This window comes from Pirellulaceae bacterium (assembly GCA_029243025.1).
GTDB lineage: Bacteria > Planctomycetota > Planctomycetia > Pirellulales > Pirellulaceae.
The window spans coordinates 143027-163542 of sequence record JAQWSU010000053.1; the positions used below are offsets into that span (position 1 = coordinate 143027).

General features: G+C 50.6%; 15 protein-coding genes. 5 read left to right on the top strand and 10 right to left on the bottom strand.

Going from position 1 to position 20516, the window contains the following annotated elements:
• Nucleotides 1-11 precede the first annotated feature (11 nt).
• Together P8N76_26155 and P8N76_26160 are read right to left on the bottom strand one after the other, a co-directional pair.
• A complete protein-coding gene (locus P8N76_26155; protein MDG2385181.1) occupies nucleotides 12-1793 on the bottom strand; it encodes a hypothetical protein in 1782 nt (593 codons plus the stop codon).
• Between the two features lie 631 nt (nucleotides 1794-2424).
• A complete protein-coding gene (locus P8N76_26160; protein ID MDG2385182.1) occupies nucleotides 2425-3291 on the bottom strand; it encodes a hypothetical protein in 867 nt (288 codons plus the stop codon).
• A gap of 578 nt (nucleotides 3292-3869) precedes the next feature.
• Here P8N76_26160 and P8N76_26165 point away from each other — a divergent pair.
• A complete protein-coding gene (locus P8N76_26165) occupies nucleotides 3870-4601 on the top strand; it encodes an SIMPL domain-containing protein (protein MDG2385183.1) in 732 nt (243 codons plus the stop codon).
• 140 nt (nucleotides 4602-4741) lie between these two features.
• Here the strand turns inward: P8N76_26165 and P8N76_26170 are convergent, their stop codons facing one another.
• The 6 genes from P8N76_26170 to P8N76_26195 all read right to left on the bottom strand — a co-directional run bounded on the left by P8N76_26170 (nucleotide 4742) and on the right by P8N76_26195 (nucleotide 10384).
• Nucleotides 4742-5116: a hypothetical protein gene (locus P8N76_26170; protein ID MDG2385184.1), complete on the bottom strand. Its 375-nt coding sequence runs from the start codon at nucleotides 5114-5116 to the stop codon at nucleotides 4742-4744.
• Nucleotides 5098-5982: a polyamine aminopropyltransferase gene (gene speE / locus P8N76_26175; GenBank protein ID MDG2385185.1), complete on the bottom strand. Its 885-nt coding sequence runs from the start codon at nucleotides 5980-5982 to the stop codon at nucleotides 5098-5100. The genes P8N76_26170 and speE overlap by 19 nt, the downstream gene beginning before the upstream one ends.
• A 27-nt stretch (nucleotides 5983-6009) precedes the next feature.
• Nucleotides 6010-6927 carry an S-adenosylmethionine decarboxylase gene (locus P8N76_26180; protein MDG2385186.1) on the bottom strand — a complete coding sequence of 306 codons (918 nt, stop codon included), beginning with the start codon at nucleotides 6925-6927 and terminating at the stop codon, nucleotides 6010-6012.
• Between the two features lie 47 nt (nucleotides 6928-6974).
• Nucleotides 6975-8084, bottom strand: a complete 1110-nt coding sequence (locus P8N76_26185) for a hypothetical protein (GenBank protein ID MDG2385187.1) — start codon at nucleotides 8082-8084, stop codon at nucleotides 6975-6977.
• Nucleotides 8081-9019 carry an adenosylmethionine decarboxylase gene (gene speD, locus P8N76_26190; protein ID MDG2385188.1) on the bottom strand — a complete coding sequence of 313 codons (939 nt, stop codon included), beginning with the start codon at nucleotides 9017-9019 and terminating at the stop codon, nucleotides 8081-8083. The genes P8N76_26185 and speD overlap by 4 nt, the downstream gene beginning before the upstream one ends.
• Before the next feature lie 387 nt (nucleotides 9020-9406).
• Nucleotides 9407-10384 carry a hypothetical protein gene (locus P8N76_26195; GenBank protein ID MDG2385189.1) on the bottom strand — a complete coding sequence of 326 codons (978 nt, stop codon included), beginning with the start codon at nucleotides 10382-10384 and terminating at the stop codon, nucleotides 9407-9409.
• Between the two features lie 277 nt (nucleotides 10385-10661).
• Between P8N76_26195 and P8N76_26200 the strand changes: the two genes are divergently transcribed.
• The 3 genes from P8N76_26200 (at nucleotide 10662) to P8N76_26210 (ending at nucleotide 15058) form a co-directional block, all read left to right on the top strand.
• A complete protein-coding gene (locus P8N76_26200; protein MDG2385190.1) occupies nucleotides 10662-11786 on the top strand; it encodes a hypothetical protein in 1125 nt (374 codons plus the stop codon).
• The gene (locus P8N76_26205; GenBank protein ID MDG2385191.1) at nucleotides 11779-12846 is read left to right on the top strand and encodes a Gfo/Idh/MocA family oxidoreductase; all 1068 of its coding nucleotides are present in this window, start codon (nucleotides 11779-11781) and stop codon (nucleotides 12844-12846) included. The genes P8N76_26200 and P8N76_26205 overlap by 8 nt, the downstream gene beginning before the upstream one ends.
• A 319-nt stretch (nucleotides 12847-13165) precedes the next feature.
• Entirely contained in the window at nucleotides 13166-15058 is a 1893-nt protein-coding gene (locus tag P8N76_26210; protein ID MDG2385192.1) for a sulfatase-like hydrolase/transferase, read from the top strand.
• A gap of 36 nt (nucleotides 15059-15094) precedes the next feature.
• Here the strand turns inward: P8N76_26210 and P8N76_26215 are convergent, their stop codons facing one another.
• Complete coding sequence (locus P8N76_26215) at nucleotides 15095-16867, bottom strand: OFA family MFS transporter (protein ID MDG2385193.1); 1773 nt, start codon at nucleotides 16865-16867, stop codon at nucleotides 15095-15097.
• Nucleotides 16868-17072: 205 nt separating this feature from the next.
• On the bottom strand, nucleotides 17073-18368 hold the full coding sequence (locus P8N76_26220; GenBank protein ID MDG2385194.1) for a hypothetical protein: 1296 nt from the start codon (nucleotides 18366-18368) through the stop codon (nucleotides 17073-17075).
• A gap of 978 nt (nucleotides 18369-19346) precedes the next feature.
• Here P8N76_26220 and P8N76_26225 point away from each other — a divergent pair.
• Nucleotides 19347-20516: hypothetical protein (locus P8N76_26225; protein MDG2385195.1), on the top strand; the 1170-nt coding region annotated here is incomplete at its 3' end.

The following is a 20516-nucleotide window of genomic DNA, read 5'->3' on the forward strand; positions in this document are numbered from 1 at the left end:
ATTGGTCTTAACTACTCTTTCCCCTTCACGGTTTTCGCCGCTTGGATGGCATTCTTGATCTTCAATTGTTGAGCTGAATTCAAGCGATCAAATGGTTGATTGAAGAACACTTGTGAATAAAGCACTTCTGCGGATTGCTGATCGTCAGATTCGAGCTGGTAGGCGAAATAGGGTTCCTGATCCAGACCGTATAGTTGGCAGCGTATCACGCCCGTGTCCGCGGCGTGATCGGCGAAAATCGTGGGAATGTTGTCGGTGTCTTTCCTCGATAGGATTTCTCCAGATTTCGCGTTGAAGAGTGTTTTCCCCAATTCGAAACTGCTATCTGTCGAGACGGTCAAGTGTTCCGCGTGAGCTTCCTTGACATCGCCCTTGATGCTGAAGGTTCCATTGATCTTCGCCGGCAGGAGTCCGTGCTTCCAGTCAAAGTAGTCTGTGGGCGTAAACTCATGGAAGGTGGCTGTTAAATCAAGTTTGTTCTCCTGGGTGCGAACCATTTTTCCATCGAAGAGGCTTGCATGTTGAAGAACGTCTCCTCCCTTCAGGAAACACAAGTCGATATTGAATGAGATGTCCGAAAGAATCGAGTCGTGCATGCCCGCATGCACCGTTCCGCTGAAATTATGCGAGTCCAAAGCGTCGGGATGATCGGCAAATCGTTGGCTAGGACCATCTCGGAATTCGAGAAAGTCGGCGGCAATCGTCACAGAGCCGAGGCTGGTCAGATGACTGCCCTGGTATTTCAGATCCTTGACTGAGATTTCGCTGATTGTCGCTTCAACCCCGCTGACAGAATCCAAAAACTTGATTTTCGTTAAGCTCAGTAATTCAATCTCTACTTCCTGCAACTGATTCGTTTCAGTCGCCGGCAAGTGGCCCAAGTCGTCGATCGGAGTATTCTCGTCACTCAACACATCGCTGCTCGTCCACGCGTCAGTGTAGACTTCTCCGCTGGTCACAGAAAACTGATTGATGACTAAAATTTGTGTTTCCACCAGATCAGAGATGCCATTGAATTCGAACTTGATGCCATCTAGATGAGACCAGTTGTTTCGCTTGTCCTTGAATGCGATTCGCTCGATTTGGAAGCCGGATTCTGTTGAGCCAGACAACTGGGTCAACTGGAAATCTTCGCTCGTGACGATCAGACCCGCAATTTCCACGAGGCCAATATTCTGTAGTTTGTCGTCCTCGTAGTGGAAATCCTTGATTGCGAATTTTCCCAGATCTGACTCATCACCACTGACCGTCTCGATAAACTTGAGATTGGAGACTTGGATGAGGTCGACTCGCACTTCCTTTAGCAACTTATCGCTTGTTTTTGCACTTGGATCTGTATCTCGTGACGGATCATGGTCGTCATGAGTCACTGGTGAGTTATTTTGGTGGGGCTGTTTTTTATTGGAACGCGTGTAATAAACAATGCCTTTTGTCACGCTCAGCTGGTCGATGATAAATCGCTGCTCTGAAATCAAATCCCAGACGCCGTTGAATTTAAAATCGATGTTTTCCAATGTCGACCACTTTTGCTTGTCGCTCGGATTTTTGCCCTGTGCTGCGGCTGTTTGATCCTGATTGGTTCGGAATCGTAGTTGGTCGATGTGAAAGCCGCTGGAGATCGTGCCGGCTAATCCTTCTACCTGAACATCACCACTGCTCTCGATCACTTTCTCAAGTTCTGACAGCGGATAGGAGAAGTGTGGAACACCGCGTAATAGAGACCACCGCAGGAAGCAAAGACGGCTAGGAAGCAGCAGCCAATAAAGGCGAGCGCAATCGTGAGGCAACTGCATCCCTTTCGCTCTTCTTGATCGGATTGCGGTTCCACTGGGAAGCTTTGTATAAATTCGTTACGGTCATCCGAGTTCATGGGACAGCTCATCCTTTTTTTGAAGCTTGGAATGTTTTCATGCTTTCGCAAGCCGAACAAACTTTTGAGGGAGCACGCGTTGCCGCTCATCCACAGAGAGCCGCTGCAGTTTACCATGAATTAGCCGGCTCACACCCCGGGGTGGGGCGTCGATTCGATTACGGCTGATCCAGATGTCTGGGGCGATAGATGTCTGGGTCGAATGGTGCCCTGGTGGTGAGCTTTTCGTTGTCGAAATGTGGGGTGAGACTCAACATGCTTTTGCCAATTAACTCGCAGAGATACGATTGTTTTCCGAGTCGCGATGCAGATGCTCGATCGAAAAGTGCCGAGCGGTGCGCTGGGTTCACGCGAAGTTCGATGAGTACGCTTCACGATGACTTCTTGTCAAATGATCGTGGAACAACAGGCAGCAAGACGAGAGTTACTGGATATGGGAGATCGGGGGCGCCTGCCGACCAACTGCAGGGTGTTGGTCGGCAAAACATTGGCGGAGTTGGCTGTTCGCAAAATGCGCGGATCGTGTTTCCACACCAGCCGGCATTTTTCGCCGATTACTTGAAGGGGCGGAGATTGCTAAGAGCTTCTTCGTAACCCCAAAGCTCAGTCTCGACGACTGCATTTTCTTGCATGACTTCGTTATGCTCCTGCAGAAATTGCTTCCACGCACCTTTGCCGTGTGTCTTTTCGTAGGCTGCGCGAGTCGCATTGCCACCCGGAACATCCGCCAGATTATCGAAACCGGTCGTTTCGGCGTAGATCATGAAATCTCCGCCATCGTCAAGACGTCCAATGGAGAAATTGATGGGGGCACCTGTGCTTTCCATCGCAGTAATCAGTTTTTTGTAATGGGCTTCGAGCTTTCGGTACATCCCTGGCTTCATCCGCCAGCGTCGATGTTGCATGAATTTTGTGGGACCGGAAGGGTCCGCTCCCTGATAGGCGAGACCTTGAATGGGACGCCAGAACTGGACATTGCCTACCTTTGCCTCCAAGGGTTGGATGTGCTCGGTCCAATAGACAGCTTCAGGGTCGTTTGGATTTGGATTCAGCCCCTGCGACCCATGGATGGGGTTGCTGAGGAGTTCGCGTGTGCTGATGAACCCACGAGCAAACTGATTTGTGCGGGGACCTGAGAGGATCTTCCATGTGCCCCACTGGCTTGCATCCTCGCTCGAGTTGAATTTTGCCTGCTTTTCCTCCACGGCTTTGGTCCATGCGGGTACGTTTTCTCGATCCACTTCAATGAAACGGATCACGTACACGGCGTCTGGCGTCTCCTTGGCCGAACTATTGACAGACGCATTTTCCTGTCCGTTGGCCACCGGGCTTAGGCCCGTTACCAGCAAGCCCAGGCAAAGCATGAGTCGGCTGACTAATCTTGTTGGGCAATGGTACGGCTGAAATTGTATCGACGACATTTTGTCTCAACTCCTTTGTGGGGCGGTTGTGAAATAAGGGACCTATTTCGATTGCTTGTCATCGTCTCAGTGCGAAAATCAGAGCAATAATACCTCAGATATTGTCAAACAAAGTCTGTTGAGAGGGGCCATCCTCTTTTGGGAGTCTTCCGTTGCCCGTTGGTATTGCCGATCAGCCTGTTGGTCGGACCTACGATGAAAGACCGACGTTTTTACTGAATGGCTTGGCTGAATGCCGCGTTTTTGGCTCGTTGCAGATCATTCGTCAAAAACGGCCTGTCACCCGCCGGCAAGTTGTCTGAACGTTGATGGGTGAGGGGCAACATGGGTCTCCAATTTGACTTTTCACGGCGCTGTACCGAGAGGGCGGGTCCGAAAGATTTTGGGATTTCGGTCTTGGAAGTGATGCATGCAGATGTTGCTGAGATGGTTGTACGGTAGGTTAAGAAGGGGAAGTCAAGATGATGCAGGTTGGAGGCGCCTTCTTATTCAAGTCCGATGCAAAAGGTGACGAGTAGCCTAGATGACAGGTCACTTTGAAGATCGATGATGAGCCGAGACGTAGGAGGAGACAGAAGATGCGACAATGGAAGAATCGTATTGCCCTGTTTGTATTTGGAAGTTTGATCGGGTCTTCCGTCGGAATGGGTGCTGATGATTATGATCCGCCTCGCGTGACCGTGTATGGTACGGCCACGAAGGAGGTTGTGCCGGATATCATGAACTGGCAGTTATCGGTGCAAAATAAAGAGGCTACCGTTGAGAAGGTTGCGGAGGCACACACCCAATCGGTCCAAGCAGTTCTTGACTTTCTCAAGCGAGAACAAGTGCCGGCAGATTGCGTTCAGACATCTGAGATGAGATTCGGCGAGAACTGGATCTACCAGGATCGCAACAAAAAAAGAGATGGTTATGTGGCTTCGACGAATGTGTCATTTAAGCTTCATGATTTGCAGAAGTACCAGCAATTGTGGGGCGGAATCTCACGACTGCCTGATGTTTCGTTGAACGGTGTTCAGTTAGACACTTCGAAGCGAATTGAGCATCGGGATGAGACGAGAAAGAAGGCACTTTTGGCTGCCAGAAAAAAGGCCAGCGCGCTTGCCGAGACGCTCGGGTCGGCGATTGGTAAACCGCTGCTTATTGAGGAAGAGTTGAACAGTTTTCCCATGGGGTTGGCCGCGAACAGCAACATGCTTTATCGTAACCAGGAGGATTCCGAAAACAGCGGAAGCTCGTTAGCTCCGGGGACGATTCCAATTCGAATGCGAGTGAGGGTCTCGTTTCTATTGGAGAAAGATACACCCTGATCGAAGGTCGAACCGGCAGAAGGTACATTTGCTGCGAATGATCATCCAGAGAGGGTGTACACCGAAAATCTGCCTGTGACGCGGCCGACGTTGGTAGACCTTGCGAACCGCGAGGCTTACCGGACGAGAAATCTGTGAGCTCAACCGACCTCTTTATCTGCCTTTCGTCGACGCCGGATAGCTGCGGCGCCAAGAGCGAGCGTTTCAATTCCGCCCCAGATTGCCAGGGAAGCGGGTTCAGGGACCGTTTCTGCTGTGGCGCCGGCGGCAATCGGATTTCCCGTATCATCCCAACCCCAGCCGGTGATGGTGATATAAGAAAGTGGGTATTCTACATTTGCATCGAATGACACCCAGCCGTTATCGCCGTCCGATGCATCGCTGCTGGCGTTATTATTGAACTGGAAGAGCAGATACCAAGTTTTTCCCGTGTTCTTTCTTATTGGCCCGTTGCGAAAGTTGCCTGCTTGAATGGCATCCGTTAGCAGGGCATCCGTTAGCAGGGCACTGTGCATCCGGGCGTCATGATTTGACTCGCATGGTGGATCTCAGCGGTCCAATATTTCGTGACAAGATTTCGTCGATCTTGGAGTTTCTTGAGAGATTCCACCTGAGGGCCAGACGGGGCGTGTGTTCTTGACGCCATCAAGAAAAGGTATTCTCCACAGTGGTAAGATGGAATGGTAAGTCGAAGATTGGCGATAGTTCCTAGGTTCAGTTCTATCCGTTGGCGTATTTTGTCAATGAAATCGTTGTCGAGTAGTGAGCCGGCCTGAACAGCACAAACGCCATTAGGTTTGAGGGCATGATTTACGGTTGAGTAAAATTCTTCTTCGAAGAGCACCGTGGACGGTCCAATCGCGTCATTACAATCGATAATTGCAACATCGAATGCGTTCTCATATTCTCGTAGAGCTTGGCTGGCGTCTTCGTAACGCAGTTTGACGCGAGGGTCTGAAAAAGCGCCTTGGCTGAGACTTGGTAAATGTTCGGCAGCAAGCCGGACAAATTCTTCGTCAATGTCGATCATGACAACTTCTGCTGGATTGTGCTGAAGAACCTCACGCAGTGTTCCGCCGTCGCCTCCACCAATAATCAGAACCCGTTGGGGATTGGGGTGGGTCAACATCGGCGGATGGACGAGCATCTCATGGTAAATGTGTTCATCAAAGGTCGATAGCTGCACGATTCCATCGAGCACTAGTACTCTTCCATACACGGGATTTTCAAAGATGAGACATTCTTGAAATTGTGTGCGGGTGTGGCAGAGCAATTCGGTGATCCGCAGGCCGTGATTGACATTCCCATGGCGTTGTCCGGGAACCGTTCCCTCAATGAACCACTTAGATTGGTTGTCGTCGATGATGTTGCAAGTTTGCACGAGGGGCTCCAAGAGATAACGTTGGGATTAGGCCAGCCAGCTACTTGGTGGAATGAAATCGTATAAGGTTTGTTGGTAGTCTACAAACAGCTCTTCACCGGCCTTGATGGGGCGAATTACCTGGGAGGGTACCGTCCAAATTGGCTTGTTGAATTGATGAAATTCGAGGGTCGCGTTTTGCCAATCTAAGAACGTGTTTGGATGGCTAGAATGATTCATCAGGCCTTCATAGTCGAAAACGACCACTCCCATTTGGTAGGCGTCGGTGATGCTGTTGAGCGTTTGGGCAGGTGTGGGATTATCGAGCTCAAAATGCTTTGCGATCGCGTCGCGGATCCGTTTCGGCAAATTCTTGACAAAAACCTCGTCCAATTCATATCCCAATGAATCGGCGTCGTGAACGCTTTGGCCAAGGTCGGTTTCGATGATTAGTTCTGTGTCCCACTCGAATTGTTCTCCTGTTGGTAGATGGATGATTTCACCAGGGGAAAAGTCGTGAGAGGCGAACAAGCCAAGGCCGCGATTCGGTGAGTGCCCCAGGGTCATGCCTTTGGGTAAAGTACTTTTGCGGAGATCAATCGTCCTTGATTTGACCCGTCGATGGTCCATCGCTTCAATTCTTTGTGTTTCGGACGATCCGCGTTTAATCTCGAGGACTTGGCTTTGTTTGGCACGTAATCCATCACGCAATTGCTGTTCAATAAGACGATATTCCCCATCGCACGCGATCTGGACATCGCTTGAGGCATAGGCATGTTCGGGCCAGGTGTGGATGGTGAATTGTGCTTTGGGTGTTAGCAAATAGCCGGTTATTCCGCTCGGACGGAAACGATGGAAAACACGGTCGATCGCCGTTTCACCAATTGCCCTTGCTGACTTTTGCAGAAGAGAATCAAGGGCCGTTTGGTCGTTAAGGATGAGAGTATCGCAGTCCCAACATTCCATGATCAGATGGCTGCTGCGGAGGAACAATTCTGGTGTTGTTTTTTTTATCATAGAGTCACGATGTGGGATTTTAGTTTGCTTGCCCTGACGAAGAGCCAGATTTGGTCTTGAAATGAGGGGATGACATCTTGTGTCGTTTCCACATTCTCAAATCTTTTCGAAATGGCGGCGAGAATGGGTTCTTGTTCACGGTTGTCAGCGAACTTGGTGAGTTCGGCATGCGTGCCGAGGATGCCATCCTCTGTCAGCACATGGCTCATTAGGCTTATCTGGTCATCGAGTGTGTAGTTGGCGAGCGGAGTGTCCGGAAGGTCCGATAGCACCAAATCAAATCGTTCTGTGCAATTGGCGAGGTATTTGAACGCGTCTTCGAAACGCAATTCGGCCCGAGGGTCCTTGTGCGATTCAGCAACGATCTCCGGGAAGTGCTTACGACAGAAATTAACGACCTCGCGATCCAGTTCCACCATCACAACACGTTCGACTGGATGAGTTAGAACTTCGCGAAGCACGCCGCAATCACCACCGCCTAAAATGAGCACTCGTTTTGCGTTGGCATTCATCGCATGAGACACTAAGCCGCGGCTGAAAAGCTGCTCATCTCGCTCGCCAATTTGTATTTCGTCGCCAAGTAGAAGAGCACGCCCATAAATCGGATGTTCTGACAACGTGATCCTCTGGTAAGGTGATTTTTGTCTGGCGATTTCTCGACTAAACAGATAGCCGCTATCAGAAGGGAAGAAGAAGGTGGGTTCACGTTCCGGTATTGTCTGGACTCGGCTTGTGACGCAACGACCGGTTGAAGATACGTTCTCGCAGAAACGAACGGCAGCTTCTGCGTCTCCCGTTACTTGCACCATGATCGCAACACTGTCGGCGCTGACTCGCATGTCGATCTTTGCGTCGCAGGTGTCCAGTGAAACCAACATGCGATCGTGGGAGAGTCTTCGAAAGACAATGTTCGGATTCGTCAGCAACGGCAAGGCCGCCGTCAGAAGGCGACACCGGATCGCTTTTTCAGTGGGCGAGATGATCGTGTCTTGCCAATGTAATTCCACCAGAAACCAATCTGGCTCAAAGTTGAAATCGGGTCGTGACAGAATCAGACGTTTCGACTCAACGGCTTGGCGTGGTTCCGAAGACAACTTGATGTTCATTGGATCCAATCGCTTGGCGGAATATATCCAGGTATCTCGCGGTAGTCCCAAAATAGTTCATCGCCGGGTTGAATCGTGCGAGTGGCGAATTGTCGGGTGAGAAAAACGGGAGATCCATCCTGAAAGGAAAGCCCTTCGGGCAACCATTCCATCGTTGTATTTGCCTTGCAGGAATGGTTCATTAATCCGTCGAAGCCTGAGACCAACACTTCATGCTGACGTTTGTGGGTGATGTGCTCTCGGAGGATAATGGAAGAGGGTTTGCTAAGCTTGTAGTGCCGCGCAAGCAAGGCAAGAAGTTCCGGTGGGAATGTCTCCAATTCCGCGATCGTTAATTCGCAACCAAGCTCGTCAGCGCTAAGGACTGACTCACCTGCATCCGTTTGCATGATGAAATGAGTGTCCAAGCTCGCCAATTCGACTTGATTTTCATAGATGGTTTCTCCTGGCGCAAGAGTTTTCGAGGCGAATAGGCCGAGTCCGCGACCAGGAGATCGATCGACGTATAACGTCTTTGGTAAATGGGATTTTCGACAATCCACGGCAACTCGTGTGATCGGTCGATGCCCTAAAATTCGCGCAGAACGATCTGCAGATAATCCTCGTTCTAATTCGACGATCTCTGTGTCGCTTGGATGAAGCGCGTTGGTTAACGTCTGAACTGCCGCATGAGGATCACAGTCGCCACACGTGTAAATGTCAGCGACCACTTGATTAGAATCGGGGATGGTGTAAACGGACATATGTGATTCTTGAAGGATGGCAAGAATTCGAATTCCGTTGGGAGTCTGACGATATGATTTCATCTTGACGATCAATGCACCGGCGGCCGCGATTGCTTCGTTCAGCAAAGGTTCCATGCTGTCGATGTGATCAAGAAATCCAACATTGCAGCCGGACATGTCGATGAGTAAATGGGTTCCTGATGTGTTCATGATTTTCGGCGAATTACTGACGAGATGTCCTTGGGGGGGGGACTGAACCGTAAGTTACAGCAATCAAGTGACACTTATTGAATGCCGTTCAGGCACACAATGGTTCTGAATCAACTTTCATCGTGCAAAATGAACAAATCGCATTTTCTGGGCATCGAGTCGCGCGATTTTTAACGGGCGGGATACTGGCTCGCTTGAGGGAAGTTTAGCATGAGTGTGTCGGGTGGCCACCAGGATTCGTTTTTCTAGCTGGCTGGAGAATGTGTTGAAATCGAACCAATTGGAATGTTCGTTAGTATCCAGGGTGCTGTCCTTGCACTTACTGTTCTTAGAATGACCCTGGTTCGCCGTATCGCGTTTGGTGAACACACTTGGTCGGTGGACGCTTTAAACGTCAAGGAAAGAATCTAGGCCGGACGCGAGGAAGTGCATCTCATCAACGTATTGCTGATTGCCGTGTCCTCCACCTTCCGTCTTGTTGACATCAATCAAGTAGTATTCGCCTGCGTGCTGGACATAATCGAACCGACCAAAATCAATGTTCAGTGATTTGCGCCATTGCCTTACTACGTCCGGGACAGTGGTAGAGAGGTCCTCTGTTTCGCAATTGCCAAACTTGACGATGGGGTCGGGAGCGCCAATTCGACCACAGAGTTCCTTGTCACCAAAAAAACAGTAGTAGTTTGTATGGAACAGCCCCTCCTCGTAATCCGGCAAGAATCGTTCAACGATCAGTTGGTCATTCTGCCAGACACCGCGCGGAACATTCGCGATGCTCTCGAAGATGGGGTATCTCAGAGGATTCAATGAAAAAGTTTTCTTCCAGCGGTTTGATTCATTATTTGGTAGCAGCTTATTAAACACTGACATGAATCGGTGAATGGCAGAGGATATGAACTTATGAGAGGAGAATGTCTTCCAGTCGTATTTGGCTGTCATCTTGTTGGGCATCACGCTATTCGGTATTGCTCTCATATTTGAGCATTGATGGATCTTTGTTTTCCAGCTGAATTTTCGATGCAAAACATGTTCTGGCCATCCACCGTAGTTTGCGTTGGTCTTTATAATTACCGGGCCCTTGTAATTGTCCGTCGGAGACAGCAGCAATTGGCTGAAACTTCGACGTGAAATATCTAATGCCCTCCCGTTGACGACTTTCGGATACCCTTTTTGAAGTGACCTGTATTCGGATGGAACGTCTGTCTTGTCGACATGCAGAATAATTGCGTCTGCAGCTGGGAGTGAATTTGGGCCGACATGATCGATAACTTTGTAGCCATTGGATCTCCAATAGCGAGCATACAGGTCAATCGCGTAGTACATCGGCTTGCTCGGTCGGTCGCGAACGATGACGATTGTTTTCATATTGCTACACGGATTGACTTGGCAAAGGTTTCGAGAAGTGTCTCAGACGGGGCGATGGAAACGGTTGGTCCCATAAGGAAATGTAAAATATGATTAGCGAGGATTTCTGCCTTTTGCCCTTTTTCTTTGTCTTCTATCGTAGATCGACCGGTTGGTCTGTTGATTCGCGACCGGTGGTATAGCTTTTAGGGCTGATGTCGATAAATACGGGGTTGTGAGTATCGAGCTCGATTATGGTTAAATGTACTTCAATTAATTACTCGGGAGCAGTTTTCCATTGAAGGTGGACCCTGCGAGTGATTTGTATTCCGATCAGCCATTGCTCGTCGTCGCGGGGGGCGCTCGCTGTGTCGAAATGATTTTCTTGACAACGTCATGGCGTGTCCAATTGATGAACCGATTCAGTCTTGAGCAACAACCGACCCCCGAGGAGCAGCAGGATCTGCCCGCCTTGTCGATCGTATTGGCGACACCCGATGATTTTGCGTCGATAGAAAAAACGATCAGCTATCTGCTGCGACAAACCGTGATTGCGCAGCTTGAACTCGTGATTGTCGCACGATCGGTTGAACGGTTGGGGGTGAAGCCGGATTGCCTATCGGCATTTGCATCTTTTCAAGTCATTGAGATTGGACCTTTCGATGCGATTGGTCATGCCAATGCGGAAGGGGTGCGTCACGCGAGATCGCCTTGGGTTGTGTTGGCTGAGGACCATTGTTTTCCCGAAGCTGAATGGGCGGAGCAATTTCTGGCAGTTCAGGATGGAGCTTGGGTGGCGATCGGTCCAGGTATAAAAAATGCGAATCCTGGTACGAAAATTAGTTGGGCAGATCTTTTTATTGGATATGGGGTATGGCTGTTGCCAACGTCGTCACGAGAAGTTGATTTTCTTCCAGGCCACAATAGCTGCTACCGCCGGGACGTGCTCTTGGATTATGGCGATCAGCTCGACGAAATGTTGCAAGCAGAGACGGTGTTGCATTGGGATTTGCGCGGCAAAGGATTTCGGTTGTTTCTTAATAGCGCCTGTGTGGTTGCACACACCAACTTTTCGCTCTGGTCTGCCTGGCTAAAGGCAATGCTCTACCACGGACGTGTTTTCGCGAGCAGTCGTTCAGAAGAGATGACGTTGGCGAGACGATCGCTTTACGTTTTCGGATCACCCCTGATACCGCTGGTGAGAGCGTTCAAGATTTGGGGTGCATTGACGAACTGGGAGCTGCGACGAAGGTATCTCAACTGCTTCTCGATCTTGCTCGTTGGGTTGACTGTCAACGGGTTCGGCGAATTGCTCGGTTATGCGTTTGGCCCAGGTCGGGCGCCTGAATTGGTTGGCCAATATGAGTTTCACCGAGCTCAACATATTTGCGAACAAGATCGCGGGGAGCTGTTTGATGACTGATTCTACCGGAAGCCCATCACGCGTTCGGATCGGCTTTGTGGGTGCTGGTAATGCAACTCGAAATCTTCATTTGCGCGCACTTCAGAATGTAGCGGATCTGGAAGTCGTTGCGATCGCCGATCCCGATCCTGAGGCGCTCGGATTGGCTTTGCAGCAATGTCAAACAGCGCGAGGCGTGAAAGATTATCAAGCGATGTTGGCCTCTGCTGAGGTGGATGCGATCGCAATCTGTGTGCCTGTTCGAGATCATGCGGAAATCGCCCTGGCAGCGATGGATGCGGGAAAGCATCTCTTTATTGAAAAACCGCTGGCTATGACGATCCAGGAGTGTGATCAAATGATCGCAAGGGGCGCCAATTTGCCGCTTACGATACAAGTTGGCTTCAACACACGCTGGCATCGTTTGGCCCGGAGAGCCAGGAAGCTAATCGAGCAGGGTGAAATTGGTAAGTTAGATGTTCTCCGCAGCATTTTGGTTTCGATGCACAACGAAATGTCGGGATGGCGGAAAAAGCGAGCGACCGGTGGAGGGGCCATTCTTGAAATGGGCGTTCATCATTTTGATTTGTGGCGCTTCTTAACAGGGCTTGAAGTGGAAGAGGTCTCGGCGCAAATTCGAACTGGAAGCTGGGAAGATGAGTCGGCCACTGTTTCTGCACGCTTAACCAACGGGGTGTTGGCCACTCTGACGTTGGCTGTAAAAACATCACAAAACAATGCTCTTGAACTCTACGGAGACAAGGGGTCGTTGAATTTGGCCTTTTATCGATATGATGGGTTAGAGACCTACCGTCCTGACGACATTCCAGGAAGTATGGCCGACCGGAAAACTCGCTTCGTGCAAGGTCTCGCTCAGCTTCCTCATGGAATTGCGACGATGCGTCGAGGTGGTGAATGGCAACTCTCGTATGTCGAACAATGGCGAAATTTTGTTGATCGAATTCAGCAAGGCTTACCCGCCGAAGTGGGACTGCAGGAAGGTCGTCAATCGCTGGCAATTGCTCTCGCTGCTTGGGAAGCGTCGGCGAATGGAACGACGGTCAAAGTTCCAACGACTTGAGCTTTCAGCCGGAGAGCGGACGATCGATTCAAGCAGCAAATATTTGCGGTGAAATTGCCCGCTGACCGTGGCAAGACGTTAGAATCTAGCTTGTGTCTTCACGCCCGTGGATAAGTGGGACGACGGGACCGGTTTGCTGTTTCACTTTGCAGCAACAGTGGGTTAGCGTGAATCGACTACAGGACTCCAAAGACTTTGGCTTGACTCACAGGTTGTGCTGTCGAGTCGCCGGTTAGTCTCGCCGGTTAGTCTCGCCGGTGATCAAATCACGGATCTCATCCTGATTTTGAGGGTGAGTTCAAAAGAGAGGTTGATTCCGATGAAGAAACTGTTGTTGCTCTGCGGTAGCATCGTGCTTGGTTCTCTGTTTTTCGTTGAATCACACGCGAGTGATCGGCCGAATTTCCTTTGGATCAGTACGGAAGATATTAGTCCTCATCTGAAATGTTACGGTGATTCGCAAGCGATCACACCTCATTTGGATGAGTTGGCACGTGAAGGCGTCAGGTACAGTCATGCATTTACGACGGCCGGCGTTTGCGCACCGTGTCGCTCTGGAATCATTACCGGCATGTATCAAAGCACGCTAGGTACGCAGCACATGCGTTGTACGGCCAGTTTGCCTGATTTTATCAAGCCTTTTCCTGTTTACTTGCGTGAAGCTGGCTATTACTGCACCAATCATCAGAAAACAGACTATCAATTTAAGCATCCACGTACGACTTGGGATGAAGAAGGGAAATCGCACTGGCGCAGTCGGAAGGACAAGTCCCAGCCGTTTTTTTCTGTTTTCAATTTCAAAGGGACCCACGAAGGGCCTGTCGCCAATCCAAATGCTTATCGTGCGTTCACGAAGGATTTGCCATCATCTCACCGACAAGATCCGAGCAAACTTGAGCTGCCACCGTATTATCCGGATACGCCAACTGTCCGAGCAGCATGGAAACGTTACTACGAACTGATCACGGTAATGGATGCTTGGGCGGGTGACCTAATTCAACAGCTCAAAGATGATGGGCTTTACGAGGACACGATTATCTTTTTTTGGTCCGATCACGGCGCGGGATTGCCGAGAGCGAAGCGATGGTTGTATGACTCGGGAACACACATTCCGTTGATCGTTCGCATTCCCGAAAAATGGCGTACGCAGGGACGGGGTGAGCCGGGAACGGTATCGAATCGCCTCATCAGCTCAATCGATTTCGGACCTACCGTGCTTCAGATGGCCGGGACCTCCATTCCATCCCATGTACAGGGGCAACCGTTCCTTGGCTCCTCAACCACACCTGCGCGTGATTACGTTTACGGGGCTCGTGACCGAATGGACGAACGCTATGACATTATTCGAATGGTGCGTGATCAGCGGTACAAGTATCTGCGCAATTACCTGCCGACCGAAACCTACTATCAACACATCAATACGGCTGAAAAAGGCCAAGTGATGCAGGAAATTCGGCGGTTGGCTAAGACGAATGAGCTTCCTCCTGCCGCTCAACGGTTGATGTCATCCACCAAGACCCCCGAAGAACTGTACGATACTGAGGTGGATCCTCATGAAATTCACAACTTGGCAACTGATCCAAAGTATCGGCACGTTTTAGAGCGAATGCGTCAGGCACATCTCGCTTGGGTGCACGAGACGAAGGATCTGGGTTTGATTCCGGAACCGATCATTGCAGAACGCGCAAAGCGGCTTGGAAGCGAGTATTCAATTTTGCGTCAGACAGACGGAGATGCTTACAATCGTCGATTGGCTGCGATTGCACGGGCGGCTTCCAGTGGGACGGACGCTTTGCCTGAGCTTAGCGATGCGATGGCAGATCCGGATGACGCAATTCGATATTGGGGCGCAACGGGGATTGGTAACATTGGTCTGCCTGCCAGTGATCGGGCGGCGGAGGCGATGGAAAATGCCTTGCGGGATCAGTCATCCGCTGTACGCACTGCTGCTGCCAGAGCTCTTTGTCGAATGAATCAACCTGAAATTGCACTGCCAGTGTTGATTCATGAATTGACAACGGGTACGCAATGGGAACGCCTGCACGCCGCGATCGCCCTTGATGAAATTGACGAACAGGCGCGACCTGTGATGGAAGCGATGAAGGAAGGAATGAAATATCAAGCAGGTTTCAATTCCAAAGGGAAGTATCGGGTACGCGTCACGAATCGAGCTTTGAATGATCTCAAGGGTACCGAAAATAAGGTTCCGTGACCCTGTCTCAACAGACTATCGGCGTTCCGAGAAAGATCATTCTTCCTTGAGATAGTGGACCGCTGAAACGGGACGAATCAAAAAGTTTGCCACGAGCGCAATGGCAAGTAATCCAGCCATCAAGAACATGGTGCTGTTATACAGGCTGCCGGACGGATTCGGCGTTCCAGTGGGAGCGATTTCCATCAGTTTGCCAATAGTTACGGTTTTATTTGCCACAAGGACGGATAATTGATCAATCCCGGCTCCAAAGGTTTTTTGAAATGTCTGTGGATTGACTTGTTCGGCAATCTCATGAATCGCGCTTAAGCGAGCTTTTTCCCTCAATGATGTAATTGCCAGGGGGCCCAGCACACCTGCTGTTGACCATGCAGTTAATAGACGCCCATGGATGGCACCCACGAAACGCGTTCCAAAAATGTCTGCAAGGTAAGCCGGGATCGTGGCAAATCCTCCCCCGTACATTGTGAAGATGATCATCGTTGCCGCGTAGAAATAGACGAGCCAAACCACGCTTGGCGAGGCATTTACCTCCTGCGCACAATAGGGAATCGAAACGTAAAGTGCGATCCCAAGAATGAAGAAGATGTGATAGGTGGTTTTTCGAGTAATGGTGTCGGAAAGACTTGCCCAGAAAAAACGTCCGACCATATTGAAAACGCTAATCATCAGGACATAAGTTGCGGCAAAACTGCCATCGACAATGGTGGGGAGGGCGGTGCCGAAAATCTCGGTCATCATCGTCTTGGCGACGCCGAGTACACCAATGCCTGCGGTGACATTGAAGCACAGTACGATCCAAAGCAGATAGAATTGCGGAGTTTTCAAGGCAGCATCCGCATCCACATGATGTGAGGTGATCATGCTCGTTTTGTTGCTCAAGGCCTCGCGTGGATTCCAACCTTTGGGTAGCCAATCCGATGCGGGTAATCGATAGGCAAACGCAGCGATCATCATCACCGTAAAGTAGATGATTCCGAGGGTGAAGAAAGTGCCGGCTACTCCACTGTCACCCGTGTCGGCAAGGTAGACTCCCGTTGGCCCTGGAACGATCATTTTTCCGAGATCCGCTTGACTGACAACAACGACCTCACGCAATTGACCGCTGATTTCCACGAAACGACGGCCGGCTTCTGTGACCAAATCAACTTGACCGACAGCTCCTAGATAGTCCGGTGCACGATAAAAGAGCGTCAAAAGATATTCAATCATGGGGGCCGCGATCATTGCGCCTCCACCGAAACCCATGATTGCCATTCCGGTGGCCATGCCTCGCCGATCAGGAAACCATTTGATCAACGTACTGACTGGCGAAACGTATCCGAGGCCCAGTCCACAACCTCCAATGACACCATAGCCAAGATAGAGCATCCACAACTGGTGGGTTAGGATTCCAAATCCGCCGACGACGAATCCGCCACCCCAGCAACATGCGGCGACCACGCCCACCATTCTCGGCCCAACGCGTTCTAGCCACTTACCCGCGACCGCTGCGGATAGTCCTAGGCACACAATGGCAACTGTGAAGATCCAAACGACCTGTTGCAGTGTCCAGTCATCCGGATCACTTGCCACCACGCCGCGTACTTTTACAAGTGCTGGGTTGAAAATGCTCCACGCGTAGACCGATCCAATGCAGAGGTGAATCGCAATCGATGCGGGAGGCACCTTCCAGCGATTGTAGTCGGATGATGCAATGATTCTTTCACGTGAAAGCAGATGGTCCATATTTATCGAATCGCAAGTTGTCTTGGAATGAAATTCGGTCGCGTCGTCTAGAAACGAAAAGTGCTCTTTTTCCTTTCGCACTAACGAACATCCGACGCAGCTTTTCCAGTGGATGCGCATTGGATCCGAAACCAATGCACGCATCAAGAGCCAGATCGTTCGAGGATACGGTTTTGATCGGAGCAAAAAGGCGTTGGGGCAGTGACTCGGCAGCATGACACCGCTTCTCGTGGCTCATTACCAGATGTCACCAGAAGCCTTTCTCACCTGGGGCGTTGGCGTGAGATTAACGCTGCAGAGTGCCGGTTTCTTTGATTTTGTCCGGGGACGGTAGCAGTAGTGAAGCACAGGCCGCGGCAACATTGATAACCATCAGTGCGACAATTGGTAAGATTTCATGTTGGCCGTGAGCAAGCATTCCAATGGCCAATGCGAACCAGATTGCCATGATGCTGATGATGCCGTCACTCATGGCAAGGTAGTAGGGTCGCTCTTTTTCTGGCACTGAATTCACCAAGTAAAGTTTACGTGCGGTGCTAAGCCCTTGGTCTGCTATCGATAATAAAAGGAAGACTGGAGCATAGATCATCAGCTGTTGTAAATTCGGGGCGATGCTTGTGCTAACCGCAATCGCTCCAGAAATTGCCGTCATTACGGCTCCGGCACACATGATGCCTCGCAGCGATTTGCGGCTGAAAAGGCTCCAGAGAGGGCCGCCGATGACGAGTCCTAGGCTACTAGCGATCACAAAGAAACTCAGCGCGTTGGGCTTGTTTTTATAGACGATTGATGCATGAATCGTATAGAACGGCATGGCTAATTCGACAGAAAGAAAAAGGGCTCTGGCCACCAAGAATTGCCGAAACCAACGTTGCTGGCGTATGAGTAGAATTCCTTGGGTGATCCCCGTCAAAATTTGCTCGGTTTCTTCGGATTCATCTTCGGATTCATCTTCGGATTCATCCGTTGGGCAGATGACCGCATGTTCCTTGATCGCTAACGATAATGATCCGGAAATGATCGTGACGAAGACACCTGCCCAAATGAGAGCGACGTGATCTTTCGGGGCCACATCAATCAACCCTGATGAATGTGTAATCCAGACGACGATGATTGCTAACAAGCCGCTCAATGCGGTTTGCGTGAAAAGGAGTGCGCCGCGGCGATTCTCCTCCAAGATGCTGCCAAGTAGCGATTGAAATGCAAGCCTGCTGACACCTTGTCCAAGACCGATGGTCGCAGATATCAGCAGGAAGATGCCGCCAACGATTTTCGGAGTGCCTGCGATCGCAGCCAGACTGGCCACGGTGAGAGAGGCTGCTACCGCAAAAATCCCCGCTGCCATGTGCCACTTGCGGTTACGCGCCGATGAAATGGAAGACGCAGAAGCCAGTTGTCCTGCCGTTCGCGATATCTGGACGATGGGGATTAGAAGACCTGCAAAGATGGCCGGTGCACCAACCGCCATGTAGACAAACGGTAGAACAAGTCGGGGGCTCGCAACGATCTGCGCGATGTCTAGAAGGGCTCCTTGAGCCACCAAGATCCGATAATTCCAACGTGTCAGATCAGTCTCGGCCACAACGTGATATTCACCTCTCAACTGGGCCCGCGACCACGCGGGGCGGTTTCAGATCTCGTTGGACTGGCTTACCTATCTCCAGCCAATTGGCTACCAGCAGAAGGGTCCACCCGATCAACTTTTTTGTGCCGTGACGAACGCCAAGCCAGTAGGGAGCGGGCGCGGATTACTCTTCGCAGGACAGTGAAAGGAGGCAAATCCTCGCTGACCGAACAGCGAGGTAGGACCTGTCCCGGCAGGCGTGTCGCATCCTACCAATTCGACTGGCCCGGGCAATGCCTGTTACGTACTGAAAAAGATGCATCTTTTTCGGATAAATTGTGCTCCCGGCTCTTCCCGACAGGAAGAGGCTCTTCGCGTCTTAGACAAGTTGCCAAGCTGTCGTCCATGAATGGCTAAACACTCCCTCAGAAAAATCGAAACGACTCCCCGCAACAGAATCGGCATTTCAAACGGTTCAATTCGCTGTGATGGGCGATCTGCGAGGGATGATCGATTTCCGACGTTCTGCAGCCCAGCGGGATCGCACTCTTCCTCGCATTGCCAGGCTCGATGCTTTTTGGCTGACCCGTCGCCATTGCCGACCGCCGCCCCAGCGGGACGGCTGGAATTTGTGGGCCGGTCGTTCGGCCTCCGGTGCCCGGTTTTTCCCCGTGAGATGATTTTCTGCTGGTTTTTCGTTGGTTTGCATCCCAGATTTTTCTAGACGTTTTCCCAGGCTGCTGTCTCCCAGCCGTTGGGGATGGCAGGCAAGCACGAAGACCCCCAAAAGTAGGTAGGTTTTAATCGGAGGAAAAATGGAATTCAATTGGGGAGAATTTCAGTGGATGACGCACATCTAATTGCAGGTAGTATGCCTTGGAAAACTAACAGGTCGCCTGCTTTGGAACGCGTAGGTGAGCGATGAAAGCCGTCGTCTATCAGGCTTTCTTGGACATAGCACAGGTTTGCATCCCCTCTTTGTGGCAAAGGTGAAATATGATGAGAAAAATCGACTTCGTGAAATTGTGTTGGGTGGTCACCGTCAGCGGCTGGCTGCTCGTTTCCGGGCAATCTAGCGTCGCTGCAGACGCAGCTGACGCGGGGAAAAGAGTCGAAGGCGAATGGATTATTTACCGTGGCGACCAATATGAGATCAAGCGGATTGCCAATGGCAAAGAAGAGAGCACCTTCTACAACTGGCGGGGCGAGCCGCTGTTTGAGCGTTCCGCTGATTTGAAGATGACGGCCGTGAGTGATGCTGAAAGCAAAACGCTGATCGATAAAGCTGCAACTTGGGAATATCTTGCTGGCGGTCAGGAACCTGACGATGATAGCTGGACGGGGCTTGGTTTCGACGCCGAAAAAGCGGGTTGGAAGACTGGCAAAGCCGGATTTGGCTATGGAGACAATGATGACAACACGGTGTTGTCTGACATGCAAAATAATTACACCACGATCTTCATTCGCAAAGAATTTGAGATCCCCGCAGGAACGGATCTCAAGCGTCTTGGCCTTCTGATCAACTATGACGACGGTTTTGTCATCTACGCAAATGGTCGTCGACTCTTTAACTCAAACAATATCAGTGTTGATAAGAAGACGGGTGAGTTAACGGTCAATAATCATGAGGCGGGCACTGATGATTATTTTTCGCTCAACGAATACGCCAGTGCGTTTCGAACAGGCAAAAACGTGATTGCGATTGAGGGGCATAACACGAACCTTCCGAGTACGGATTTCTCGCTTGATCCCCAGTTGGTTGTTTCGGGTTCTGGCAGTTTTGTCAAAACCAACCGCAAGGAAACACACCATTCTCAGCGATCCAATTGGTATCACAAGAATCGCACTTGGAATGGCAAGGTTGATGATGTTGCGATTTGGGAACGCAGTCTGAGTGACGATGAGATTTCTGCACTTTGGAATCGGGGGCGCGGTACCAAGAACCTTGACGACGTCAAAGAAGGAATCATTGGGCATTGGCCTTTTGACGGCAATTTGAACGATGTAAGCGGTAACGGACGACACGCCAAGGGAGTGAACGCTCCTGGCTTTGCAAAGGGCAAGCTTGGTAAAGCCGTCAACCTAAATGGCGACAATCAGTATGTAACGCTCGGTGGGAAAGCAACGGACTACACACCTGAAAGTGGTAGCATCACGATTTCTCTT